At 73.3% G+C, this 23,908-nt stretch carries 20 protein-coding genes; 13 read left to right on the forward strand and 7 right to left on the reverse strand.

From position 1 onward, the window contains the following. Positions 1 to 16: 16 nt before the first annotated feature. Positions 17 to 694 (reverse strand): bifunctional DNA primase/polymerase, encoded by a 678-nt coding sequence (locus ABZ404_RS30090; RefSeq protein WP_358833828.1) that lies wholly within the window; start codon positions 692 to 694, stop codon positions 17 to 19. Positions 695 to 1,103: 409 nt separating this feature from the next. Here ABZ404_RS30090 and ABZ404_RS30095 point away from each other — a divergent pair, with 409 nt between their 5' ends. Together ABZ404_RS30095 and ABZ404_RS30100 are read left to right on the forward strand one after the other, a co-directional pair. Then, entirely contained in the window at positions 1,104 to 2,486 is a 1,383-nt protein-coding gene (locus tag ABZ404_RS30095; RefSeq protein ID WP_358833829.1) for a transcriptional regulator, read from the forward strand. Positions 2,487 to 2,894: 408 nt separating this feature from the next. Further along, a complete protein-coding gene (locus ABZ404_RS30100; protein ID WP_358833830.1) occupies positions 2,895 to 4,205 on the forward strand; it encodes a hypothetical protein in 1,311 nt (436 codons plus the stop codon). Between the two features lie 50 nt (positions 4,206 to 4,255). Here ABZ404_RS30100 and ABZ404_RS30105 read toward each other — a convergent pair whose 3' ends face one another. Beyond that, complete coding sequence (locus tag ABZ404_RS30105) at positions 4,256 to 5,593, reverse strand: ABC transporter substrate-binding protein (protein ID WP_358833831.1); 1,338 nt, start codon at positions 5,591 to 5,593, stop codon at positions 4,256 to 4,258. A 184-nt stretch (positions 5,594 to 5,777) separates the two neighbouring features. Here ABZ404_RS30105 and ABZ404_RS30110 point away from each other — a divergent pair, with 184 nt between their 5' ends. Together ABZ404_RS30110 and purU are read left to right on the forward strand one after the other, a co-directional pair. Beyond that, entirely contained in the window at positions 5,778 to 6,224 is a 447-nt protein-coding gene (locus ABZ404_RS30110) for a hypothetical protein (protein WP_358833841.1), read from the forward strand. A gap of 96 nt (positions 6,225 to 6,320) precedes the next feature. Continuing rightward, positions 6,321 to 7,172 carry a formyltetrahydrofolate deformylase gene (gene purU, locus ABZ404_RS30115; RefSeq protein ID WP_358833832.1) on the forward strand — a complete coding sequence of 284 codons (852 nt, stop codon included), beginning with the start codon at positions 6,321 to 6,323 and terminating at the stop codon, positions 7,170 to 7,172. Positions 7,173 to 7,894: 722 nt separating this feature from the next. Here purU and ABZ404_RS30120 read toward each other — a convergent pair. Together ABZ404_RS30120 and ABZ404_RS30125 are read right to left on the reverse strand one after the other, a co-directional pair. Then, positions 7,895 to 9,148, reverse strand: coding sequence for a zf-HC2 domain-containing protein (locus ABZ404_RS30120; protein WP_358833833.1), 1,254 nt, complete (start codon positions 9,146 to 9,148; stop codon positions 7,895 to 7,897). Then, a complete protein-coding gene (locus tag ABZ404_RS30125; RefSeq protein ID WP_358833834.1) occupies positions 9,145 to 9,723 on the reverse strand; it encodes a sigma-70 family RNA polymerase sigma factor in 579 nt (192 codons plus the stop codon). The genes ABZ404_RS30120 and ABZ404_RS30125 overlap by 4 nt, the downstream gene beginning before the upstream one ends. A gap of 247 nt (positions 9,724 to 9,970) precedes the next feature. Here ABZ404_RS30125 and ABZ404_RS30130 point away from each other — a divergent pair, with 247 nt between their 5' ends. Beyond that, entirely contained in the window at positions 9,971 to 10,345 is a 375-nt protein-coding gene (locus ABZ404_RS30130; protein WP_358833835.1) for an STAS domain-containing protein, read from the forward strand. Between the two features lie 4 nt (positions 10,346 to 10,349). Here ABZ404_RS30130 and ABZ404_RS30135 read toward each other — a convergent pair whose 3' ends face one another. After that, complete coding sequence (locus ABZ404_RS30135; RefSeq protein WP_358833836.1) at positions 10,350 to 11,855, reverse strand: AMP-binding protein; 1,506 nt, start codon at positions 11,853 to 11,855, stop codon at positions 10,350 to 10,352. A 144-nt stretch (positions 11,856 to 11,999) separates the two neighbouring features. Here ABZ404_RS30135 and ABZ404_RS30140 point away from each other — a divergent pair, with 144 nt between their 5' ends. From ABZ404_RS30140 to ABZ404_RS30155, 4 genes are all read left to right on the forward strand, one after another. Continuing rightward, the gene (locus ABZ404_RS30140) at positions 12,000 to 13,202 is read left to right on the forward strand and encodes an amidohydrolase family protein (RefSeq protein WP_358833837.1); all 1,203 of its coding nucleotides are present in this window, start codon (positions 12,000 to 12,002) and stop codon (positions 13,200 to 13,202) included. After that, on the forward strand, positions 13,202 to 14,338 hold the full coding sequence (locus ABZ404_RS30145) for an acyl-CoA dehydrogenase family protein (protein WP_358833838.1): 1,137 nt from the start codon (positions 13,202 to 13,204) through the stop codon (positions 14,336 to 14,338). Before ABZ404_RS30140 ends, ABZ404_RS30145 begins: the two co-directional genes overlap by 1 nt. Continuing rightward, complete coding sequence (locus ABZ404_RS30150; protein WP_358991075.1) at positions 14,338 to 15,219, forward strand: acyl-CoA dehydrogenase family protein; 882 nt, start codon at positions 14,338 to 14,340, stop codon at positions 15,217 to 15,219. Before ABZ404_RS30145 ends, ABZ404_RS30150 begins: the two co-directional genes overlap by 1 nt. Before the next feature lie 361 nt (positions 15,220 to 15,580). After that, positions 15,581 to 16,072 carry an ATP-binding protein gene (locus ABZ404_RS30155; protein WP_358837527.1) on the forward strand — a complete coding sequence of 164 codons (492 nt, stop codon included), beginning with the start codon at positions 15,581 to 15,583 and terminating at the stop codon, positions 16,070 to 16,072. A gap of 396 nt (positions 16,073 to 16,468) precedes the next feature. Here the strand turns inward: ABZ404_RS30155 and ABZ404_RS30160 are convergent, their stop codons facing one another. Beyond that, positions 16,469 to 17,425: a cyclase family protein gene (locus ABZ404_RS30160; RefSeq protein WP_358837528.1), complete on the reverse strand. Its 957-nt coding sequence runs from the start codon at positions 17,423 to 17,425 to the stop codon at positions 16,469 to 16,471. Positions 17,426 to 17,510: 85 nt separating this feature from the next. Between ABZ404_RS30160 and ABZ404_RS30165 the strand changes: the two genes are divergently transcribed. From ABZ404_RS30165 to ABZ404_RS30175, 3 genes are all read left to right on the forward strand, one after another. Then, positions 17,511 to 18,425 carry an SDR family oxidoreductase gene (locus ABZ404_RS30165; RefSeq protein WP_358837529.1) on the forward strand — a complete coding sequence of 305 codons (915 nt, stop codon included), beginning with the start codon at positions 17,511 to 17,513 and terminating at the stop codon, positions 18,423 to 18,425. 775 nt (positions 18,426 to 19,200) lie between these two features. Then, positions 19,201 to 20,358, forward strand: a complete 1,158-nt coding sequence (locus tag ABZ404_RS30170; RefSeq protein ID WP_358832754.1) for an acyl-CoA dehydrogenase family protein — start codon at positions 19,201 to 19,203, stop codon at positions 20,356 to 20,358. Then, on the forward strand, positions 20,355 to 21,404 hold the full coding sequence (locus ABZ404_RS30175; protein WP_358832755.1) for a Zn-dependent alcohol dehydrogenase: 1,050 nt from the start codon (positions 20,355 to 20,357) through the stop codon (positions 21,402 to 21,404). The genes ABZ404_RS30170 and ABZ404_RS30175 overlap by 4 nt, the downstream gene beginning before the upstream one ends. 74 nt (positions 21,405 to 21,478) lie before the next feature. Here the strand turns inward: ABZ404_RS30175 and ABZ404_RS30180 are convergent, their stop codons facing one another. Beyond that, positions 21,479 to 22,483: a helix-turn-helix domain-containing protein gene (locus ABZ404_RS30180; RefSeq protein ID WP_358832756.1), complete on the reverse strand. Its 1,005-nt coding sequence runs from the start codon at positions 22,481 to 22,483 to the stop codon at positions 21,479 to 21,481. Between the two features lie 86 nt (positions 22,484 to 22,569). Here ABZ404_RS30180 and ABZ404_RS30185 point away from each other — a divergent pair, with 86 nt between their 5' ends. Beyond that, on the forward strand, positions 22,570 to 23,907 hold the full coding sequence (locus ABZ404_RS30185; RefSeq protein WP_358832757.1) for an MFS transporter: 1,338 nt from the start codon (positions 22,570 to 22,572) through the stop codon (positions 23,905 to 23,907). Position 23,908: the final 1 nt, after the last annotated feature.

Raw genomic sequence — 23,908 nt, forward strand, 5'->3', positions numbered from 1 at the left:
CGGCCTCGGGGACAGCCTACGAGCGGCGCCCCCGGGCGGCGGCGGCCTCGCGTCCGCAGGCGTACGCGAGGGGGCTGATCAGCTCTTCCGCGTCCGGCAGCCAGCGGTTGGCGGGGGTGGGGCGGCGGGCCCACTGCACCGCGCCGCGGCCGCCGACCCGGGTGGGGGGCGCCGCCACGTACTCCCCCTCGCCGCGGGTGACCAGGTCGATCGAGGAGGCCGTCCAGCCCAGCGCGCGCACCAGGTCGGGGACCTTCGCACCGGCTCCGGGCAGCACGAAGAACAGCATCCGGCGGTCCGGGGTGCAGGTGGCCGGGCCCAGCGTGAGCTCCATGCGCTCCATACGGGCGAGCGCCAGGAAACCGGCCGACTCCGGGACGTCGATCGCGTCGAAGGTGCGGCCGGTGGGGAGCAGGATCGAGGCCTTCGGCTGCTTCGACCACAGGCGGCGGGCGGCCACCGCGCTCCCCGTCGCCTGGGTCGCCCAGTCCGGCCGGGACGGGTGCGCCCCCGGCGCGGGGCAGGCGGCGTCGCCGCAGGAGCAGTGCTCCACGCCCTCGGCCGCCTCCAGCCAGGTGCCGGGGAACACGTCCCAGTGCCGCTCTTCCGCGTACCGCACCGCGCTGTCGAGGAGCTGGTCACCGCGCTGCTTGGGAATCTGTGCGGCTTCCGTGCCTGTGATGGTCTCTTCCACGCAGGACTCAACTCCCGCCACCACCCCGGGTTACGGGCGCGCGCCAGGCGGCGCAGGAGCATCGATCCTGCATCCGGGGCGCATGGGTGCATGGACGGGGGCGCGCGTGGGGCCGCGCCTCTCGGGGCGGGTAACCACAAGCGGGGGGCTCAGAGAACCGGACAAGGCGCGCGTTCGTTCGACATCACACGTGACCGTGACATTCATCTGATGAACGGAGCATCGGCGCTTGTCGTGCTTGTCGGCACTTGTATGCGATTACCCGCGCTTACATGCGCTTACATGCGCTTACCTGCGCGTATCGAGAAGGTTTGCGCTTTTCTTCGTTCCCTTCGCTTCCTTCGCATTCTCTGCCTTTTCGCAGGGCAGTGATCACAGTAGTGATCAACTGCCGCATCAGGGGGTTCACATGGCAGCCAGGCCGCTAGTCGCCCGCCAGCCCAATGAACGGCTGCAGGCGCTCATCCAGGAAGCCGGGTGCTCCAACGCGGGTCTCGCCCGGCGCGTCAACATGGTCGGGGCCGAGCGCGGGCTCGACCTCCGGTACGACAAGACATCCGTGGCGCGCTGGCTCCGGGGCCAGCAGCCCAGGGGACGGGCGCCGGGCATCATCGCGGAGGCGCTGGGGCGCAAGCTCGGGCGCACGGTGACGATCGACGAGATCGGCATGGCGAACGGCAAGAACCTGGCGTCGGGGGTGGGTCTTCAGTTCTCGCCCACGGTCGTCGGCGCGATCGAGCAGGTCTGCGAGCTGTGGCGCAGCGACGTGGGCCGGCGCGACTTCCTCACCGGCTCGACCGTCGCGGCCTCCGCGCTGGTCGAGCCGAGCCGCGACTGGCTGATCACCGGGGCGGACGCGCAGGTCGCGCGGCACGCCGGGCAGCGGGTCGGGGTCGCGGACGTCGACGCGGTGCGGGCGATGACCGAGGCGCTGGTCGAGCTCGACCACCGGTTCGGCTCCGGGCACGTACGGCCGGTCGTCGTCCACTACCTCAACAGCGTGGTGTCCGGGCTGCTGGCCGGCTCGTACCGGGAGACGGTCGGGCGCCGGCTCTTCGCGGCGGTGGCGCGGCTGACGGAGCTGGCGGGGTACATGGCGGTCGACACCGGCCAGCCCGGTCTCGCCCAGCGCTACTACATCCAGGCGCTGCGGCTCGCCCAGGCGGCCGGGGACCGGGGGTACGGCGGGTACGTCCTGGCCGCCTCCATGAGCCACCTCGCCGCCCAGCTCGGCAATCCGCGCGAGATCGCGCAGTTGGCGCGGGCGGCCCAGGAGGGGGCGCGGGGGCGGGTCACCCCGCGCGCGGAGGCGATGTTCTTCGCGGCGGAGGCGCGCGGGCACGCCCTGCTCGGGGACGCGCGGACGTGCCAGACGGTGGCGGGGCGGGCGCTGGCCGCGATGGAGGCGGCGTCCTCGGACTCCGGGGACGACCCGTCGTGGATCGCGCACTTCGACCACGCCTACCTCTCCGACGAACTCGCGCACTGCCACCGGGACCTGGGGCAGCCCGAGGCGGCGGCGCGGCGCGCGGAGGAGTCCCTGGCGGGTCACCCCGAGACGCGGGCGCGGCGCCGGGCGATCGGGCTGATCCTGCTGGCCACGGCGCAGGTGCAGCAGCGGGAGGTGGAGTTGGCTTGTGCGACGGGAACGCGGGCGGTGGAGCTGCTGTCCACGTTGCGTACGAATCGGGGGGCGGACTATCTGGACGATCTTCAGCAGCGGTTGGAGCCGTATGCGGATGAGCCGTCTGTACGGGAGTTCGGAGCCCGCCTGGAACTCCAGGCGGCCTGAGCCCCCGTACAAGCTCACCCCCCACCCCACCTGGGGCTCCGCCCCCAGCCCCGCTTTCGTCTGCGGGCGGTGGTGGTTGCTCGCGCAGTTCCCCGCGCCCCTAAACCCGCTGTCGTCTGCGGACCGTGGGGGGTTGCTCGCGCAGTTCCCCGCGCCCCTGAAGGCCTGTGGTTGAGCCGACTGTTTCGGCTGCGGGCAACCCCCTAGGGGCGCGGGGAACTGCGCGACCGGCCACCCACCGGCCCGCAGCCGAATCCCTGGCACAACAGGGGGCGAGGTCGTCGCGGGCGGTGGGGGAAGGGGGGCGGGCCCCCGGGGAGGCGTGGGTCACCAGGTGGCGTGGCACCTTGGGGGGCCGACCCGGTAGCGTGGCTCGACGATTCCGTAGTCCCACGCGTAGGAGTCCCGGTGACGCAGAGCCGACAGGGTGACGAGCCGCAGCAGCCCGCTGCACGGCCCGCACACGAGGGCGTCGTGCTGCCCGCCGACGGATCCGCCCCCTGGCCGCCCGGCGGCCGGCCGTGGGGGGCCCAGCAGGACGGGTGGGCGCAGCCGCTGCCCCCGGAGAGCGGTGACGCCACCCAGTACATCGCTCCCGTACCGGCGGGCCCCGAGGAGACGCAGTACCTCACCCCGCCCCCGGCGAACGCCACGGACGCCACGCAGTACATCGCGCCCGTCCCCCCGGCACCCCCCGGCGCCTCGGACGCGACGCAGTACATCGCCCCCGTGCCCCCGGGCCCCCCGGGCGCGCTCCCCCCGGAGACCCCGGGCGGCGCCGAGGCCACCCAGTACCTGCCGCCCATACCCGCCGCTCCGCAGGACACCCCGCAGGACATCCCGCAGAACGCCCCGTACGGCATACGCCCGGGCGCGTCCGAGGAGCGGCAGCCGCCCGCCGAGTTCGACAGCCTCTTCAGGAACGACGCGGCGCCGCAGGGCCAACCCCAGGCAGGCAGCCAGCAGTTGCCCAGGTTCGCCCCGGCCCCGCCCGTCCAGGTCCAGCTCCAGACCCCGCAGGCACCGCCGCCCGGCCACGCGGGCCCGGCCGCCGCGTACGACCCGTACGACGACGAGCCCCGCCGCCGCTCCCGTCTCGGCGTCATCGCCGCCGTCGGCGTCGGCCTCGCCGTCGTGGGGCTCGGCGCCGGGTACCTGATCAGCGGCACCGGCGGCGGTGGCGGACCGGAGAAGAACGACAAGACGCCCATCGCCGCGACCACGCCGACCACCGGCGGCGACGACGGCAAGGCCGAGACCGACCCCGCCAAGGCGCAGGCCGTCGAGCTCGACAAGCTCCTCGCGGACAGCAACAACAGCCGGGACGCCGTCATCGGCGCGGTCGCCGGTATCCGGGGCTGCGACAAGCTGGACACCGCCGCCTCGACCCTGCGCGACGCGGCCCGCCAGCGCGGCGAGCTGGTCACCCGGCTCCAGAAGATCGCCGTGGACAAGCTGCCCAACAACGCGCGGCTGACCGCCGAACTCACCAAGGCGTGGCAGGCGTCGGCGTCCGCCGACAACCACTACGCCGCCTGGGCGGACCAGACAGGCAAGGACAAGGGCTGCAAGCACGGCCACGCCCGCCGTACGCCCGAGGCCGCCCAGGGCGACCGCGCCAGCGGGGAGGCCACGCTCGCCAAGAAGCAGGCGGCGGGGCTGTGGAACGCCATCGCGGGCAAGTACGGGCTGACCAAGCGCTCTTCCACCCAGCTCTGACCCGACCCACGCCCGGGGCGCCGGACGGCGACGGCGTGTCGGCGTCAGCCTCAGCCCAGGGCCGACGCGTCCTCCAGCGTCCGGCTCACGTCCGTGAACCCGCGCTGCGCCGCGGTGAGCCGCCCCGCCCTCACCACCTGGAACGTCACCTCGCGGTTGACGATCCGGGGGAAGCCGGGCGCCGCCAGCATGTCCTCGAACTTCCACCGCAGCGTCGGCGTCAGCCCGCCCGTCTCCACGCTGACGCCCCTGTTGAGGGCGCGGACGAGGTCGTGGGCGGCGATGCCGTCCTGGCCGAGCGACTCGACGACCTTCTTCAGGACGGTGTAGGCGATCCAGGTCGTCTGCACGCCCGCGTCCGCCGCGTCGACGGACTCGTCCCGGAACGCCTGCTCCCGGATCACCCGCTTCATCGGCTCCCAGCGCGGATCGCCCGCCTCCGGGTACCAACCGGTGATGTACGCGCCTTCGAACGGGCCGTCCGCGCCGCCGGTGCGGTCGACCAGCGGCTGCCCGACGGAGCCGAGGACCGAGGCGATCTGGACCTTCTGGCCGTCGTTCTCGACGCGCCGGAAGGAGTCGAAGAACGTCTCGGTGCGGTCGCCCAGGACGGCCGTGACGCACCCCTTGCGGGCGCGCTCGGCCGCCGCCTTCCCGCCGACCTTCCCGGGCAGCTCCGGGTCCGCACCCGCCCGGAGAAGCGCCTCCTGGGCCTGCGGGGTGTAGTCGCCCGCGTCCTCGGTGGTGCGGATGTCGGCGGACGGCCTGCGGTGGCCGGCGGTCAGGCCCGAGTTGAGCAGGACGGGCAGGATGTCGCCGGAGACGGTGTCGGGGCGTACCAGCGCGACCTTCTCGCACCACACCGAGAGCTGCTTGCCGGTGCCGGCGAGGAGGGTGGCCTGGCCGCCGTTGACGGGGTAGGAGAGGGCGCTGGTGAACTCCTCGTCGGAGACGCCGTAGCCGCCGATGTACGGGATGCCGGCGGACTCCAGGGGGGCCATGAAGGCGCGGCCGTGCTGGCTGTAGGAGCCGACGACGGCGACCGCGTGCTCCTTCACCGCGCGCCGCGCGCACTCGGCGGCGCCGACGGCGGTGTTCTGCTCGTCGCAGGTGAGGACCTGGAGCTTGTGCCCGTCGATGCCGCCGTGCGCGTTGACCCAGCGGGCGTACGCCTGTGCCATGGACGGCATTCCGGGCATATTGGTCGCACGGGTGTGGTCCGGTGCCCAGGTCATGACCGTGACGGTCTCCCTGGATCCCCCCGTGGTCCCAGGGAGCACGCCACAGCCGGTGACCAGGGCGGCTCCGACCGCCGTACACACCGCGACCAGCGCGGTCACCGCGGGGCGGAAGGGGCGGGGGGAGGAGGAGCTGCGCCATCCGGTCATGTCCCTGCACAATTCCGCCTCACGGGTAACGGCGGAGTGAGCGTTTCCCAACACAGGGTGACCGGCGGGTGAATTGCCCGGGCTCCCGGGGTCCGGGGGAAGTGCGGCAGGAGGGGAACGTACGATCGGGCGCGTGCAGCAAGGTTCAGCCAGCTCTTCCCGTCGCGGCCGTCGCTCCTCCACCATGGGCGGCATGCCGTTGAATGACATGCCCTGGTGGCGCTGGCGCGCGAACGTGCGGTCCGCGCTGCACATGCTCTCCGACGACGCCTTCCAGCGGGAGGTGTGGCTGGCCGGACGGGAGGGGTACGGGGACATCACCGACGCCGTCTACCGGCTGGTGGAGGACACCTGGCTGGACAACTGGTCGGCCGAGAAGTACGTCGGCACGGTCTTCCGGGACTCCGGCGAGGCCGCGCTGGTGGACGTGGCCGTGCTGCGGGTGCTGCGGATCATGCACCAGGTCGGCGCGGACGCCCCGGTGTCGGCGTTCCTGGCCCACCACGGGTGGCCGGAGGCGGTACGGGCGGCGCGCGAGGCGCACGTACGGCTCGCGGCGAACGACGGGGACGACCCGGACGCGGAGCCGCGCTCGCTGAAGGTCCTGCGGATCCTGACGCGCTCGGCGTAGCCGTCGCGGCGGGCGGGGCCGTGGGGTCCGCCTCGCGGGGGTCCGCATCCTGGGCCCGGACCCGGGGGCCGGGTCGGTTTGTGGCATCCTGCCTGGATGACTGACCAGTACGTCCTCACGCTCTCCTGCCCGGACAAACAGGGCATCGTGCACGCCGTGTCGAGCTATCTCTTCATCACCGGCTGCAATATCGAGGACAGTCAGCAGTTCGGGGACCGCGACACCGGCCTCTTCTTCATGCGCGTCCACTTCTCGGCCGAGGCGCCGGTGACGGTGGAGAAGCTGCGGGCCAGCTTCGCCGCCGTGGGCGACTCCTTCCAGATGGACTGGCAGATCCACCGCGCGGACGAGCGCATGCGGATCGTGCTGATGGTGTCGAAGTTCGGCCACTGCCTGAACGACCTGCTCTTCCGCTCGAAGATCGGCGCGCTGCCGGTGGAGATCGCGGCGGTCGTCTCCAACCACACGGACTTCGCCGAGCTGGTCGCCTCGTACGGCATCCCCTTCCGGCACATCCCGGTGACGAAGGAGACGAAGGCGGCGGCGGAGGCGGAGCTGCTGACGCTGGTGCGGGAGGAGGGCGTCGAGCTGGTCGTGCTCGCCCGCTACATGCAGGTGCTCTCCGACGACCTCTGCAAGCAGCTGAGCGGGCGGATCATCAACATCCACCACTCGTTCCTGCCGAGCTTCAAGGGCGCGAAGCCGTACCACCAGGCGCACGCCCGGGGCGTGAAGCTGATCGGGGCGACGGCGCACTATGTGACGGCGGACCTCGACGAGGGGCCGATCATCGAGCAGGAGGTCGAACGCGTGGGGCACGAGGTCACGCCCGACCAGTTGGTGGCGGTCGGGCGGGATGTGGAGTGCCAGGCGTTGGCGCGGGCGGTGAAGTGGCATGCGGAGCGGAGGATTCTGCTGAACGGCCGCCGCACGGTGGTCTTCGCCTGACCCCACGCGGGGTGACCCCGCGACCCCCTGTGCCCGTTCGGGCGATCTTCCCCGGCCGCGGCGGTGCGTGCGGCTCCTCACGCAGTTCCCCGCGCCCCTTTTTGGCCGGGTGTTTGTCTGCGGGCCGGTGGGGGCTGGTCGCGCAGTTCCCCGCGCCCCTGGGGGCCTGGTGTGTGTCTGCGTGTGCGGACGGGTGGGGGGTTGCTCGCGCAGTTCCCCGCGCCCCTGGTCGGGTCAGGGTCTGTCTGCGTCTGCGGGCCGGTGGGGGCTGAGCGCGCAGTTCCCCGCGCCCCTGGTTGGGCTGGGGGTTGTCTGCGTCTGCGGGTCGGGTGTGGCTGGGCGCGCAGTTCCCCGCGCCCCTAGGGGGCTGGGCTGAGCCGACTGTTCCGGGTGCGGGGGGTTTCCTCAGGGGCGCGGGGAACTGCGCGACCAGCCCGCCACGGTCCGCAGGCGAAAACGGATGGGGCCGTAGGCCCCCTCTGAGGGGCGCGGGGAACTGCGCGAGCAAGCCAGCACGGTCCGCAGACGAAAACGGGGTGGGGCCGCAGGCCCCTTTTGAGGGGCGCGGGGAACTGCGCGACCAGCCCCCACCGGCCCGCAGGCGGAACCCGGGCCAGAAAGGGGCGTGGGGAACTGCGCGAGCAACCCCCACCGGCCCGCAGACAAACACCCGGCCAAAAAGGGGCGCGGGGAACTGCGCGGGCAACCCCCGGCCCCGGGGGTTACAGGCGGCTCAGGGACGCCGTGGCCAGGAGGACGTCTCTGATTGCCTCGCGGTCTCCCAGGCGCCCCGCCGCCGCATCCTCCGGCGGCACATGCCCCGACGCCAGACGGCAGAACTCGACGCCGTCCAGGGCGATATGGGCCACCTCGTGGTCGGGGGAGCCGAGCGCCGCCGGGGAGTCCAGCGCGATGTACCAGTCACCCCCGCCCGCCCCCTCGATCTCCAGCCGGAGCGACCGTCCGGGCGAGCCCGCCGTGACGAGGCGGGCCGGGGGCGGTGCGAGGCCCGCGCGCCGGCGGGCCGCCAGTGCGTCCGGCAGGATCCGCGCCGCGAGGTCGATCATGCGGTGGAGATGCGCGCCCGACGGCGGCTCGTACGGATAGTCGACCGCGTCCGCGATGTCCCCGGCGTGGATCCAGCACTCGAAGGCCCGGTCGAGCAGCGCGTCCTGGAGGGGAAGCGCGAAGTCGCCGTAGGGGACGGCGAGTTCGGCCGCGCCCCGCCCCGCGAACGACACCGTACGGATCAGCGTGTGCGTCTGCTCGCGCCACGGCTCCCGTACCGCCCGCGTCAGCGGAAACCGCGTCGAGGTCCAGAACGCCTCCGTACGGGCCGTCGGCCCGGCCGGCAGTCCCGTCGGCAGGCCCGTGCCCGCCGGGTCGTCCAGGCCGAGGGCGGCGGCCACCAGGCCGTCCACCGCCATCAGATGGCCGATCACGCCCGCCACCGTGGTCCTGCGGTTCATCTGCCGCTCCTGCTCGAACCACTTCAGCCGCACCGGAGCGTGCCACTCCGCGTCGCCGAAGTCATTGAGCAGGGCGTCCAGCCGGGCGGCCTCCGCGTCGTACGCGGACGCCCAGACGGGTACGGGGATGCGCGCGGGGCGGCGGCCCAGGCAGTTCTCCAGGACCCGGGACCGCAGCAGCGGGTCCAGGTCCAGGCTGCGGTCGGTGTGCAGCAGCCCCACCGCGTCCCGCAGCCGCAGGGCCTCGTCGGCGCAGGGCGCGCACTCGGTGAGATGTGCCTCCACGGCCTCGGTCTCCTCCGCCGAGCACGCGGTCAGCGCCCACGCCCCGAGCAGTGATTTCAGTATGGCGTGCGTACGGACCACGGGTTCGGGCGCGGGCCCGGGCGCCGGGGCCGGTGACGGCAGGCGTTCGATGTCGTCCGCCGCCCGCCGTGGTGGCGGTATGCGCGGCGTGCCGTTCTCGTCGTCGGGGAGGGCCGGCCCCTGCTCGGCGGGCCCGTTCACAGCGCCCGTCCGTAGCCGGGCGGCGAGGAGCCCTCCGCCGGGCGGGTGTTCGCCGTGGACAGCAGCTGGAGCCCCAGCCGCAGCCGGCGCCGTGCCTCGTCCTCGCTGATGGCGAGGTCGGCGGCGGCCTGCCGGTAGTCGCGGCGCTGGTGGTACGCCAGCTCAAGGGCCTGCCGCAGCGGGGCGGGCATCGACGTCACGATGTAGTCGGCGCGGGCGGCGGCCGTGGCCCGCAGCACCTTGGCCTCCAGCTCCTCGGCGGAGCCGCCGTGCCGCGCGTACTGCGCCGCCTCGGCCTGGCGCAGCCGCAGTACGGCCTGGCGCTGGGCGAGTTTGGCGACCCAGGAGCGCATGGAGCCCTGCTTGGGGTCGTACGCGTCCGGGTTCTCCCAGACGTAGCCGAACACCTCGCGGGTGATCTGGTCGGCGGCGGCGTCCTCGCCGAGCACGCGGTGGGCGAGGCTGTGGACGAGCGAGGCGAACCGGTCGTACAGCTCGCCGAGCGCGGCCGCCTCGCCGCGCGCCAGGCGCTGCTGCATCCTGCGGTCCCAGCGAGGTGGTGCGTCCTTCGCCATGCGGCTCCCCAACCGTCTGCGCGTGTACCGTTGTGCGTTCTCTATGATCTTTGCGTCTTTTGTCCGCGCCCCTGTGTATGCGTGTCTCCTCGAATGTAGTGCGCCCGGCCGAGGAGGAGCGCTCGTTTACGGCAAGTGCGCCCCCGAAGGGGCAGGTCGTGGTAGGGGCGAGGTGGTTTCGCGCGGTGCGGTCCGGGAAGGCGCCGGGCACGGGCGGGGGCCGACGGCACAGAGAGGTACCGGACGCGTGACGCTGATCGTGAACGAGGCCGAGCAGGGCGGATGGGCCGTGGTGTGCGTCCGCGGGGAACTGGACCTGGTGACGGCGCCGCAGGTCAGGCGCGTGGTGCACGACGTGGTCGCGGCGGGCCGGCACGATCTGGTGCTCGATCTGTCCGAAGTGCTCTTCTGCGACTCCAGCGGCGTGGGCGTACTGATCGCCAGCCGCCGCCTGATCCGTTCCTGCCAGGGCCGGCTCCGTCTGATCCTCCCGGCCCGGGGCGCGGAGGACGGCTCGCACGTGAACCGGGTGCTGGCGGCCCTCGGGGTGCGACGGCTCTTCGACGTGTACGGGGACGTGGCGACGGCGGCACGGGAAGAGGCGGAGCCCCTCTCGGCCTAGGACGTCAGGCGCCGCCTCCGAACCTCTCCCGCAGCCGGTACTTCAGCACCTTCCGCAGCGTCTCGTTGCGCGGCAGCGCCTCCACCACCTCCAGCCGCTCCGGCAGCTTGTGCACGGCCAGGCCCCGCGCCCGCAGGTGCTCGGTGACCTCGGCCAGAGTCAACACCGGTGCTCCCGGCGGCTGTTCGACCACCGCGCAGACCAGCTCCCCGCGCTCCGCGTCCGGCAGTCCGACCACCGCCGCGTCTCCCACGCCGGGGTGCTGGTGCAGCAGGTCCTCGATCTCCTTCGCGGAGATGTTCTCGCCCTTGCGGATGATGATGTCCTTGAGCCGCCCGGTCAGCACCAGATGCCCGCTCTCCTTCACGAACCCCAGGTCGCCGGTGCGCAGGAACCCGTCCTCGTCGAAGGCGGCGGCGGTCTGCGCGGGATCGAGGTACCCCTGGCACACGGCCTCCCCGCGCAGGCGCACCTCCCCGTCCACGATCCGTATCTCCATCCCCTCGGGCGGCCGTCCCTCCGTCGTCGCCAGGTTCTCGTCCGTGTCGTCCGGGTCGCCCATCGTGATCATCGGGACCTCGGTCATGCCGTAGCCGTGGGTGAGCCGCACCCCCATCTCGCGGACGACCGCGCGGTGGACCTCCGGCGGCTTGGGGGCCCCGCCGCCCGCGAGCAGCCGCAGCGAGGGGATGACCTTCTCGCCCGGCCGCCGGCGCTGCTCGGCCAGGAACATCGAGTAGAACGCGGTCGACCCGCCCGCCACGGTCACCCCGTGCCCGCGGTACGCCTCCAGCGCCTCCGGCAGCGCGAAGTGCTCGAACATCACCGCGGGGAAGCCGTACAGGAGCAGCATCACCGTGTAGTCCGGTCCGCCGATGTGGGCGTACGGGAACGCGATCGAGCCCACGTCGTCGGCGGTCAGGTGCAGCGCGTGCGCCAGGCACGAGCCGCCCGCGATCAGTGAGCGGTCGGTGTGCAGGACGCCCTTGGGGTCGGAGGTGGTGCCGGAGGTCCAGTAGATCCAGCGGACGGCGGTGCCGTCGCGGGGCGGGGGCGGCAGGACGGCCGGATCGCCGTCCGGGAGCGTCCCGTACGCCTCGAAGACGCCCCGGGCGCCGAGCCGGGCCGCCATTGCCCCGTGGTCGAAGCCCCGCCAGACCCCGGGCACGGCGAAGAACTCCGCGCCCGACTCCCGTAGCGCGAAGCCCACTTCGCGGTCGCGGTAGAAGGGGATGACGGGGGACTGGACGGCGCCCAGGCGGGCCAGGGCGAAGGAGAGGAGCGCGGTCTCGATCCGGGTCGGCAGCTGCCAGGCGACCACGGTGCCGGGGCGCACGCCCATGCCGTACAGGCCCGCAGCCACCCGCTCGGCCCGGTCGCGCAGCCCGTCGAAGGTGAGGGCGCGGTCGTCCTGGAGCAGGACGGGCCGGTCGGGGGTGAGGGCGGCGCGCCGGACGACCAGTTCCCAGAGGGTGTGCGAGGCGCCCAGCGCGTGTGCGGTGTCGTTCACGTCGACCCCCAGGGAGCAACGGTAGCTGACGGTCAGTCAGATCGTGCCAGGAGCGTAGGGGCGCACCGCCTTGTCGGTCCAGGGGTGCGCGGCTAGCCTGCGTTCTGACGGTCCATCAGATGTGCCAGCGGGTGGAGGCCACGCATGACCGAACTGCCGCGCGTCGTCAGCGTCGACGACCATGTGATCGAACCGGCCCACCTCTTCGAGACCTGGCTCCCGGCGAAGTACCGCGAGCGGGGTCCGCGCCCGCTGACCGCCGGTATCGGTGAACTCGCCTACGTGGGCGGCAAGTACCGGATCACCATGGACCCGGACGGACCGCCCACCGACTGGTGGATCTACGAGGACCTGAAGTTCCCGTACAAGCGCAACATCGCCGCCGTCGGCTTCGACCGCGACGAGATGACCCTGGAGGGCATCACCCGCGAGGAGATGCGGCGGGGCTGCTGGGATCCGAAGGCGCGGCTGGCCGACATGGACCTCAACCACGTCGAGGCGAGCCTGTGCTTCCCGACCTTTCCCCGGTTCTGCGGGCAGACCTTCGCGGAGGCGCACGACAAGGAGGTCGCGCTGGCCTGTGTGCGGGCCTACAACGACTGGATGGTGGAGGAGTGGTGCGGGGACAGCGGCGGGCGGCTGATCCCGCTCTGCCTCATCCCGCTGTGGGACATCGCCCTCGCCGTCGCCGAGATCCGCCGCAACGCCGCGCGCGGGGTGCGGGCGGTGACGTTCTCCGAGATCCCCACCCACCTCGGGCTCCCGTCGATCCACTCCGGCTACTGGGACCCGTTCTTCGCCGTCTGCGAGGAGACCGGAACGGTCGTGAACATGCACATCGGGAGCAGCAGCCAGATGTCGGCCGCGAGCCCCGACGCCCCGCCCGCCGTCCAGGCCTCGCTGAGCTTCAACAACGCCATGGCGTCGATGATGGACTTCCTGTTCAGCGGGGTGCTCGTGAAGTTCCCGCGGCTCAAGCTCGCCTACTCCGAGGGCCAGATGGGCTGGATCCCGTACGCCCTGGAGCGCGCCGACGACGTGTGGGAGGAGCACCGCGCCTGGGGCGGGGTCCGCGACCTGATCCCCGAGCCGCCCTCCACGTACTACTACCGGCAGATCTTCTGCTGCTTCTTCCGCGACAAGCACGGGGTGGCGTCCCTCGACGTGGTGGGACGGGACAACGCGACCTTCGAGACCGACTACCCGCACGTCGACTCCACCTTCCCGCACACCAGGGAGGTCGCCCTCGACCACGTCAAGGGCCTCGACGACGAGACCGTGTACAAGCTGATGCGCGGCAACGCCATCCGCATGCTCGGTCTGGAGCTGGACAAGGACCGCCGGTAGTGGACCTCACGTACACCGAGGAGGAGGAAGAGTTCCGGGCCCGGCTGCGCGCCTGGCTCGCGGCCGTGCTGCCGGGGCTGCCGCCGAGGCCCGACCCGCTGGACTGGCCGGGGCGGCGCGCGTACGACACCGGCTGGCAGCGGATGCTCTACGACGCCGGGTACGCGCGCGTGCACTGGGACGCCTCCGCCACCCGGCGCCTGATCCTCCTGGAGGAGACCGAGCGGGCCGGGGCGCCCTATGTCGGCGCCAACTTCGTGGGGCTGCTGCACGCGGGCCCCACCATCGCCGCCGAGGGCACGGGGGAGCAGCGCGCGCGGTGGCTGGAGCCGGTGCTGCGCGGCGACGAGGTGTGGTGCCAGGGGTTCTCCGAGCCCGACGCGGGCTCGGACCTGGCGGCGCTGCGGACCCGGGCGGTACGGGACGGGGACGCCTACGTGGTGAGCGGCGCCAAGATCTGGACCTCGCACGCGCAGGTCGCCGACTGGTGCGAGCTGCTGGTGCGCACCGACCCGGACGCGCCCCGGCACCGGGGCATCACCTGGCTGGCGATGCCCATGGACGCGCCCGGCATCACGGTACGGCCGCTGCGCACGCTCGCCGGCTCGGAGGAGTTCGCCCAGCTCTTCCTCGACGAGGTGCGCGTCCCGGTCGCGCACCGGGTCGGCGCCGAGAACGACGGCTGGCGCGTGACCATGGTGACGCTGTCGTACGAGCGGGGCACGGCCTTCGTCGGCGAGGTGGTCGCGTGCCGCCGCGTCCTGGTGGAGATCGCCCGCGCGGCGCACAAGAACGGGACCTGGGACGATGCCGAGATCCGGCGCCGACTGGGCTCGCTGCACGCGGAGTTCGCCGCGCTGTGGCGGCTGATCCAGTGGAACGTGAGCGAGGCGGAGCGAGGCGGGGGCGTGCCCGGCGTCGGCGGCTCGGTCTTCAAGCTGCGCTACTCGCACGCCCGCCAGGAGCTGTACGACGCCGCCGCGGCCGTCCTCGGACCCGACGCGCTGGACCTCGGCCGCGAGTGGACCCGGGACCGGCTCTCCTCGCTCTCGTACACCATCGCCGCCGGCACCTCCCAGATCCAGCGCAACATCGTCGCCGAGCGGATCCTCGGCCTGCCCAAGGGGGGCCGCTGATGGACTTCCGGCTGAGCGAGGACCAGCTGGCCCTGCGGGCGGGCGTACGGGAGGTGCTCGCCCGGCGCTTCGACGCCGCCGCGCTGCGCGGCGCCCTCGACGGGGGCGGGCTGGACCGGGGACTGTGGCGGGCGCTCGGGGACGCCGGGTTCTTCGCGCTGCGGCTTCCGCGGGAGGCGGGCGGGGTCGGGCTCGGGCTGCCCGAGGCGGTGCTGCTCTTCGAGGAGGCGGGGCGGGCGCTGCTGCCCGGCCCGCTGATCGCCACGCACCTGGCGGCTGGCCTGGTGGCGGGGGCGGCCGAGGGCACGGCCGTGGTGACCGCGCCCGACGGGGGCCTGGTGGAGTGGCTGGCGGAGGCCGACGCCGTCCGGGGGGACGTCACCGGCGCCGAGCCCGTCCGCTCGGCCGACCCGCTCACCCCCCTGCACCGCGTCCCCGGCGCCGGGGACGCCCGGGGCACCCAGGACCCGGAGCGGGCGCTGCTGAGCGCCGCCGAGCAGCTGGGCAGCGCGGGCCGCAGCACCGCCCTCGCCGTCCACCACGCACGGACCCGCCACCAGTTCGGACAGCCCATCGGGGCCTTCCAGGCGGTGAAGCACCTGTGCGCGGGGATGCTGGTCCGCACCGAGGTGGCCCGCGCCGCCGTGTACGCGGCGGCCGTCACCGGCGACCCGGTGGAGATCGCGGGCGCCAAGCTGCTGGCCGACGAGGCGGCCGTGCGGTGCGCCCGTGACTGCCTCCAGGTGCACGGCGGCATGGGCTTCACCTGGGAGGCGGAGGTCCACCTCCATCTGAAGCGGGCGTGGCTGCGCGGCACGCGGTGGCCGACGGCGGCGCGGGCACGGGAGCTCCAGGCGGTGGCGCTGGCGGAGGCGATGTGAGGCGGGAGCCGGTCCGCACGGGCGTGGTGCGCGACGAGGCGTTGGCCGGAGCGTGATGAAGCGTAACCGTGCGTCGATACCGGGTTGTGTCCTTCGAAGGACTCGTCACACCCCGGAGTCGGGGCCGCCCTCGGGTAACCTCCGTGGAGTGCGATCCCCCAGGCATCCCGCGCGCTCCTGTTCGACCCCCCGCAATGTGCGTCGCACAGTATGCACCACGCGTACTCCTTCGCGCTGGAATATGCCTGAAGCGCTTGTTGCGGTGACTGTACGTCAACCATGCTGTCTCGTAAGGAAATCACGTTCCGTGAGCTTGTCGAGGCGCGAGGCGATGTGTCCGCCGGTTCGGATGGTGTGAGCGGTGCAGGTGCTTCAGGTTCAGTTGGAGGTCGGAGCCGACCCCGCCGAGGTGGGACGCGCTCGCAGATGGGCCCGCTCGCGGCTGGCCGGGTGCGGGATACGGCTCGACGAGCCGCTCGCCGAGACCCTGATCCTGCTGATCTCCGAGCTCGTGACCAACGCGGTGGTGCACACCGGCTGTCCGGCCGTGCTGCGGATGCTCTTCGGTCCCGTCGACGGGCCGGACGACGGCGGCACGGTCCGGGTCGAGGTGGCCGACAGCAGCGCGTGCGCTCCCAGGCCGCGCCACGCGGACGGGGACGACACCAACGGCCGGGGCCTGGAGCTGGTCGACGGCCTCGCCGACCGCTGGGGCTGGCAGGCCGAGGGCGCGGGCAAGTCGATCTGGTGCGAGGTGGACCGCTGCTGCGACGGGGGCGCGCCGGAGCGTACGGGCGGGGCGTTCGAGCCGGGCGCGTATGAGCCGTCGTGCGCTGTCACAAATCGGGCGTAAAGGGCAAAGCTTTCACTAGGTGTTGACGCGCCGTGGCGGTCTGATCACCCTTGGATGAGCGATTCGTCGCGAGGGGACGCCGAGGGCGCGGACCGGCCCCTGGTCCGTCCTGGGCCGGTCCTGGTTCTCCTCGGCGAGTGCGGGTCGTGGCCCGGCGTGGGCCCAGGGCAAGGCTCCTTCAGGGCAACGGGAGCAGGGCGAGCACGCCGTGGCCGGGTGGCGGCCGCCGTGCCGTGCTCGGGGTGCGCATGACGCGCCGCCACCCGTGACAGGGGGACAGGCCCGGGGCGCGGACTCCTCGTACGCCCCGGCGCGGCGCCACGGCAACGGCACTACGGCGATGGCGCCACGGCAACGGCGCAACGGCGCTACGGCGATGGCGCCACGGCGACAGCGCTACAGCACGGCGACCGGTGCGACCGGAGTCCCGGTGGCCCCCACGAACGGCTCGGGCATCGCCGACAGCCAGAACGCGTACCGCCGCTCCTGCGCACAGGCTGTGGACAACTCCTCCAGATTCCAGTTCTGGCCCTGGAGCATCCCCATCTCGACCAAGTCGAGCGCGTGCACCCCGAGCCACAGGTCCTCGATCTCCGGCGGGAAGATCTCGAAGGTCAGGGTGTCGTTGGCGACGGCCGCGACGTCGCGCGCGTGGAACCACTCCGGCGTACGCAGCGACAGGCCCGGCGAGGGAAAGCCGTACCCGTGCCTGTCGCCGGCGAGGCAGAGCTGCACCTGCCCCGTCCGTACGAGCACGATGTCGCCCCCGCGGACGGTGACCCGGCCCAGCTCCTCGGCGGCCGACAGGTCCTCCGGGGTGACCGCGTGCCCACCGGGCAGCCGGTCCACGCCGTGGACGCGCGCCACGTCCAGCAGGACGCCGCGCGACACGAGGTGGCGCGGCTTGTCGATGCCGCTGAACTCGGCGCCGCCGTGCGCGGTGATGGTGGTGGCGGGGCGGCCGTTGTAGATGCGGCCGGAGTGCGAGACATGGGTCAGTGCGTCCCAGTGGGTGGCCGCCTGGAGTCCGAACGTCACGGTGTCGTCGCTGGTGGCGACCGTGCCCGGGCCGAAGATCTCCTGGTTGATCTGCACCATGGTGTGCAGCGGGTTGACCCGGCCGGGGATCAGACCGGTCTGGACGCCGTTCTGCTCCAGAGGGAGTGCGAGCGGGACGCGGCGGCCGGTGCGGACGGTGGCGGCGGCCTCCCGCACCACCTCGTCGGTGACGAGGTTGAGCGTCCCGATCTCGTCGTCGCGGCCCCAACGCCCCCAGTTGTTCACGCGCTTGGCGATCTCGTGGAACTCGGGCGGCAGCGCGGACGCGGGGGACGCGGCGGACGTCGCGGACATGTGGGCCCTCCCTGGGTCTTGTCTTCCGGTGCCTGCCGGGCCCTAAAATCTAACGGTCCGTCAGAAACCGCGGGAAGGGGCCGGCGTGGGGAACTTCTTGGCAGGCAAAGTGGTCGCCGTGACCGGCGCGGGGCGCGGTATCGGCCGCGCGGTGGCGCTCGCGGCGGCGGCGCAGGGCGCCAGAGTCGTCGTCAACGACTACGGCGTCTCCATCGACGGCGCCTCGCCCAGCAGCGAGATCGCGGACGCGGTGGTCAAGGAGATCGAGGCGGCGGGCGGCGAGGCGGTGGCCGTCGCCGACGACATCTCGACCATGGAGGGCGGCCGGCGGATCGTCGACACCGCGCTCACCCGGTGGGGCCGGGTGGACGGGGTGGTGTGCGTGGCGGGCATCCTGCGTGAGCGCATGCTCTTCAACATGACGGAGGAGGAGTGGGACCCGGTGGTGGCCACCCACCTCAAGGGCACCTTCACCGTGTTCCGGGCGGCCTCGGCGGTGATGCGCCGGCAGGGCACCGGCACGCTGATCGGCTTCACCAGCGGCAACCACCAGGGCAGTGTGGCGCAGGCCAACTACAGCGCGGCCAAGGGCGGAGTGATCTCCCTGGTCCGCAGCGCGGCGCTCGGTCTGCACAAGTACGGCGTCACCGCCAACGCCGTCGCGCCCGTGGCGCGGACCCGGATGTCCGCCAACGTGCCCATGGAGCTGACGGAGATCGGCGAGCCGGAGGACGTGGCGGCGTTCGTGGTGTACCTCCTCAGCGACCGGGCCCGCGAGGCGGGGGTCACCGGGCAGGTGTACACGGTGGCCGGACCGAAGATCGCGGTGTGGGCGCAGCCGAGGGAGCTGCGGGCGGGGTACGTCGCCGGGGGCGGGTGGACTCCGGAGCGGATCGCGGAGTTCCTGCCGGGGGGTGTGGGGGTGGATCCGATGCCGTTGCTGGAGCGGGTGGGGGAGATGGGGCGGGCGGCGGGGTCCGGGGCCCGCCCCAACGCGTGAGGGTTCCTCCCGGGGGGGCGTGGGGGCGGGGCCGTGGTGGGGGAGAAGGTTTCGTGCCGGTCTGCGGGTGGTGGGTGGCTGGTCGCGCAGTTCCCCGCGCCCCTGGGGTACTGGGTGGCGGCCGGGGAGTTGGCCTCGGCCACGGGTGCGGTTTCGTGCCGGTCTGCGGGTGGTGGGTGGCTGATCGCGCAGTTCCCCGCGCCCCTGAGGTACTCCATCGCCCCCGGAAACCCGGGCTCGGCCCCGCCCCGCCAAGGAGCACGAGGCACCGCACGACCAGCCCACCACGGCGGGGGTTTGGGGGCACGAGGAACGGCGCGACCGGCCCACCACGGTCCGCAGACGAAGGGGGGGTTTGGGGGCGCGGGGAACTGCGCGAGCAAGCCTCCACGGTCCGCAGACGAAAGGGGGGGTTTGGGGGCGCGGGGAACTGCGCGAGCAAGCCTCCACGGTCCGCAGACGAAGGGGGGTTTGGGGGCACGAGGAACTGCGCGAGCAACCGTCCACGGTCCGCGGACGAAAGCGGGGTTGGGGGCGCGGGGAACTGCGCGAGCAACCGTCCACGGTCCGCGGACGAAAGGGGGTTTGGGGGCGCGGGGAACTGCGCGAGCGAGCCTCCACGGTCCGCGGACGAAAGCGGGGTTGGGGGCGTGGGGAACTGCGCGAGCGAGCCACGCGCCGGCCGCGGGCCACGGCCGGGCAATTAGGGGCGCGGGGAACCGCGCGAGCAAGGCACCACCAGCCGCAGACAAAGACCGGGCAGAGAAGAGACCCCATGGACTTCGGCTACACCCCCGCCGACGAAGCCTTCCGCCACACCGCCCGCACCTGGCTCACCACACACCCGCCCCGCGGCACCCCCCGGCAGTGGGAGCGCGAGCTCGGTGCCGGGGGGTGGATCGGGCTCGGGTGGGGGGACACGCCGTACGGGAACCGGGCGGCGACGCTCACGCAGCAGGTCGTCTGGGCCGAGGAGTACGCCCGGCACCCCGGCACCCCGCCCCGCCTCGGCCACATCGGGGAGAACCTCCTCGCCCCCACCCTCCTCGCCCACGGCACCCCCGCCCAGCGGGACCGCTTCCTGCCGTCCGTCGCGCGCGGGGAGGAGATCTGGTGCCAGGGCTACAGCGAGCCCGGCGCCGGATCGGACCTCGCGGCCGTGCGCACCACCGCCGTACGCGACCCGGGCGACCCGGCGGGCACGTACCGCGTCACCGGACAGAAGATCTGGACCTCGCACGCCCACGAGGCCGACTGGTGCTTCGTGCTGGCCCGTACCGAACCCGGCTCGCACCGCCACCACGGCCTCTCCTTCCTCCTCGTCCCCATGGATCAGCCGGCCGGCCGCGTCGAGGTCCGGCCGATCCGGCAGCTGACGGGGACCAGCGAGTTCAACGAGGTCTTCTTCGACGGCGCCCGCGCCCAGCCCGGCCACCTCGTCGGCGGCGAGGGCAACGGCTGGCGCGTCGCCATGGACCTGCTCGCCGCCGAGCGCGGGGTCTCCACCCTCGCCCAGCAGATCGGGTTCGCGGAGGAGCTGGCGGAGGTCGTACGGCAGGCGGCCGAAGGGGGGTCGGCGGACGATCCGCTTCTGCGGGACCGGATCGTCCGACTCTGGGCCGAGCTGCGCACCATGCGCTGGAACGCCCTGCGCACCCTGGGCGGCTTAGACCCCGCCGCCCCCAGCGTCGCCAAGCTCCTGTGGGGCGGCTGGCACCAGCGGCTGGGCGAACTCGCCCTGGCCGTACGGGGCGCGGCCGCCACGGTCGGGCCGGACGAGTGGAGCGAGCGGGAGCCGTACCGGCTCGACGCGCCCCAGCGGCTGTTCCTCTTCTCCCGCGCCGACACCGTCTACGGCGGCTCGGACGAGATCCAGCGCACCATCATCGCCGAGCGCGTGCTCGGCCTGCCGAAGGAGGCACGGGGCCAGTGAGAGGTGTCCTGTTCGACGGTACGCACGCGCGGGTGGTCGACGACCTGGAGGTACGCGACCCGGGGCCCGGCGAGGTCCGGGTGGCGATCGCCGCGGCGGGCCTGTGCCACTCCGACCTCTCCGTCATCGACGGGACGATCCCCTTCCCCGTGCCCGTGGTGCTCGGCCACGAGGGCGCGGGCGTCGTCGAGGCCGTCGGGGACGGGGTCGCCCATGTCGCCCCGGGCGACCACGTGGCGCTCTCCACTCTCGCCAACTGCGGGGCGTGCGCCGACTGCGACCGGGGGCGACCCACCATGTGCCGCCGGGCGATCGGGCGTCCGGGGCGGCCGTTCTCGCGCGGCGGCGCGCCGGTCCACCAGTTCGCCGCCAACTCCGCCTTCGCCGAACGCACGGTGGTCAAGGCCGTCCAGGCGGTCGGGATCCCCGCCGACCTGCCGCTCGCCTCCGCGGCCCTCATCGGCTGCGCGGTCCTGACCGGCGTCGGCGCCGTACTGAACCGCGCCCGCGTGGACCGGGGCGACACCGTCGTCGTCATCGGCACCGGCGGCATCGGCCTCAACGTCCTCCAGGGTGCCCGGATCGCGGGCGCGCGCACGGTCGTCGCCGTCGACAGCAACCCGGCGAAGGAGGCCGCCGCGCGGCGGTTCGGCGCCACCCACTTCCTGACCTCGGTGGACGGTGTACGGGAGATCCTGGAAACGGGCGCCGACCACGTCTTCGAGTGCGTCGGCCACGTCGGGCTCGTCCGCCAGGCCGTCGACCTGCTCGACCGGCACGGCCAGGCGGTCCTGCTCGGGATGCCCGCGCCGACGGCGGAGGCGGCGTTCGCGCCCGCCGCGATGTTCCTGGACAAGTCCATCCTCGGCTGCCGGTACGGCAGTTCACGCCCCCAGTACGACATCCCCCGCTACGCCGAGCTGTACCGCACGGGCGCTCTGCTCCTCGACGAGCTGGTGACCGAGACGTACCCGGTGGAGGACTTCGCCAAGGCGGTGGAGGACGCGCGGCAGGGGAGGGTGGCGCGCGGGGTGCTGACCTTCTGAGCCGTCCGGCGGGACGTGCGCGGGAAGAACCGGTGCGGTCCCGTACGGAGGACGGTCCGGGGCCGGGCCGGCGCTCAGCCCTCCACACGGTCGCGGCCGGCGGCGCGGAAGGTGCGCCGGTAGACGGTCGGCGGGACACCGAGCGCGGCCTGGAGGTGCTGGCGCAGCGAGGTCGCCGTGCCGAACCCGGCGGCCCGCGCTATCCGGTCCACGGACAGGTCGCTCGACTCCAGCAGGTACCGGGCCCGCTCGACGCGCTGCTGGGTGAGCCACTGGCCGGGGCTCATCCCCGTCTCCTCACGGAACCGGCGCGTGAACGTCCGTACCGACATCGCCTCCTGCTCCGCCATGTCCCGCAGCTGGATCGGCTCGTCGAGGCGGCCGAGCGCCCAGGCGCGGGCGCCGGTGGTCGTCGCCACCTGGGGCTGCGGCAGCGGCCGCTCGATGTACTGGGCCTGCCCGCCCTCCCGGTGCGGCGGCACCACGGTCCGCCGGGCCACGTCGTTGGCGACCGCCGATCCGTGGTCGCGCCGCACCAGGTGCAGGCACAGGTCGATCCCGGAGGCGACCCCGGCCGAGGTCAGCACGTCCCCGTCGTCGATGAACAGCACGTCCGGGTCGACGGCGACGGACGGGAAGAGGTGCTGGAAGTGCTCGGCGTGCCGCCAGTGGGTGGTGGCGGGCCGCCCGTCGAGGTACCCGGCGGCGGCCAGGACGTAAGCGCCGGTGCAGATGGAGACCATGCGCGTACCGGGCCGTACGTGGGCGAAGGCGCGCGCGAGCTCGTCGGTGAGCACGCCCTCCTCGTACACCGGCCCCAGCTCGTGCGAGGCGGGCACGACCACGGTGTCCGCGTGCGCCAGCGCCTCGGGTCCGTTCTCCACCAGCACGGCGAAGTCGGCGTCGGTCCGCACGGGGCCGGGCGCGCGCACCGAGCAGGTGGTGACGGAGTACAGCGGCCCGCGCTCCCCGCCCGCGCTCCGCGCCAGCCCGAAGATCCGCTGGGGGATGCCGAGCTCGAACGGGAGGATGCCGTCGAGGGCGAGGACGACGACGCGGTGGGGGGCGGCCGGGGGCATGGCGCCGAGTCTACGTGGCCCGATCCCTGCGAACCATGGCTACCCAGCCACTCGTACGGACCGGACCGCCACGCCAGGCTGTGGCCATGTCCCAGACAACCGATGCCGTCGCCCCCGGCGCTCAGACGGCCCCCTCCCCGCGGCCCGGGCCCGGCCGCCGTATCCACCGTGCCTGGTTCGTCGCCGCCGTCACCTTCGTGACGATCATCGGCGCGGCCGCCTTCCGGTCGCTTCCCGGGCTGCTCATCGACCCGCTGCACGAGGAGTTCGGCTGGTCGCGCGGCACGATCGGGGCGGCGGTCTCGGTGAACCTCGCGCTGTACGGGCTCACCGCGCCCTTCGCCGCCGCGCTGATGGACCGGTTCGGCATCCGCCGGGTCGTGGCCGCGGCGCTGACCGTGATCGCCACCGGCGCCGGGCTCACCGTCTTCATGGACGCCGCGTGGCAGCTGATGCTCTGCTGGGGTCTGCTCGTGGGGCTGGGCAGCGGGTCGATGGCGCTGGCGTTCGCCGCGACCGTCACCAACCGCTGGTTCACCGCCCGGCGCGGCCTGGTCACCGGCATCCTCACCGCCGCGTCCGCCTCCGGGCAGCTGATCTTCCTGCCGGTCCTGTCGTGGCTGGTCGAGCACCACGGGTGGCGTCCGGCCGCCGTCACGGTCGCGCTCGCCGCGCTCGCGGTGGTGCCGTTCGTGTGGCTGCTGCTGCGCGACCACCCGGCGGACTCGGGACTCGCCCCGTACGGCTCGGACACGTACGTGGAGAAGCCCGCCCCCGTGCCGGGCGCCGCGGGGCGCGCGGTGAAGGTGCTGCTCTCGGCCGTGCGCACCGGCCCGTTCTGGCTGCTCGCCGGCACCTTCGCGATCTGCGGCGCCTCCACCAACGGCCTCGTCCAGACGCACTTCGTGCCCGCCGCGCACGACCACGGCATGCCGGTGACGGCGGCGGCCGGGCTGCTCGCGGTCATCGGCGTCTTCGACGTGGCCGGCACGATCTTCTCGGGCTGGCTCACCGACCGCTTCGAGTCGCGCCGGCTGCTCGCCACGTACTACGCGCTGCGCGGCATCTCGCTGCTGTTCCTGCCGATGCTGCTCGCGCCCTCCATCCACCCGCCGATGCTGTTCTTCATCGTCTTCTACGGTCTGGACTGGGTCGCCACCGTCCCGCCCACCCTCGCGCTGTGCCGCGAGCACTACGGCGAGGACAGCGCCATCGTCTTCGGCTGGGTGCTCGCCTCGCACCAGGTGGGCGCGGCCGTCGTCGCCTTCCTCGGCGGTCTCGCGCGTGACGCCTTCGGCTCGTACGACATGGTCTGGTACGGCTCGGGCACGCTGTGCGCGGTGGCCGCGCTGATGGCCCTGGTGATCCGCCGCACCGGATCCGGCGCCGCCGCCACGCCGTCGGCGGAACCGGCGGACGCGTGAT

The sequence above is a fragment of the Streptomyces sp. NPDC005878 genome (assembly GCF_040629815.1).
Lineage (GTDB): Bacteria > Actinomycetota > Actinomycetes > Streptomycetales > Streptomycetaceae > Streptomyces.

Bases quoted from the DNA above. Each gene is read 5' to 3' on its own strand.
- ABZ404_RS30170 (WP_358832754.1), top strand. From the start codon at position 19,201: ATGGACTTCGGCTACACCCCCGCCGACGAAGCCTTCCGCCACACCGCC.
- ABZ404_RS30185 (WP_358832757.1), top strand. From the start codon at position 22,570: ATGTCCCAGACAACCGATGCCGTCGCCCCCGGCGCTCAGACGGCCCCC.
- ABZ404_RS30105 (WP_358833831.1), bottom strand. From the start codon at position 5,593: ATGACCGGATGGCGCAGCTCCTCCTCCCCCCGCCCCTTCCGCCCCGCG.
- ABZ404_RS30095 (WP_358833829.1), top strand. From the start codon at position 1,104: ATGGCAGCCAGGCCGCTAGTCGCCCGCCAGCCCAATGAACGGCTGCAG.
- ABZ404_RS30180 (WP_358832756.1), bottom strand. From the start codon at position 22,483: ATGCCCCCGGCCGCCCCCCACCGCGTCGTCGTCCTCGCCCTCGACGGC.
- ABZ404_RS30110 (WP_358833841.1), top strand. From the start codon at position 5,778: ATGGGCGGCATGCCGTTGAATGACATGCCCTGGTGGCGCTGGCGCGCG.
- ABZ404_RS30150 (WP_358991075.1), top strand. From the start codon at position 14,338: ATGGACTTCCGGCTGAGCGAGGACCAGCTGGCCCTGCGGGCGGGCGTA.
- purU (WP_358833832.1), top strand. From the start codon at position 6,321: ATGACTGACCAGTACGTCCTCACGCTCTCCTGCCCGGACAAACAGGGC.
- ABZ404_RS30140 (WP_358833837.1), top strand. From the start codon at position 12,000: ATGACCGAACTGCCGCGCGTCGTCAGCGTCGACGACCATGTGATCGAA.
- ABZ404_RS30125 (WP_358833834.1), bottom strand. From the start codon at position 9,723: ATGGCGAAGGACGCACCACCTCGCTGGGACCGCAGGATGCAGCAGCGC.
- ABZ404_RS30160 (WP_358837528.1), bottom strand. From the start codon at position 17,425: ATGTCCGCGACGTCCGCCGCGTCCCCCGCGTCCGCGCTGCCGCCCGAG.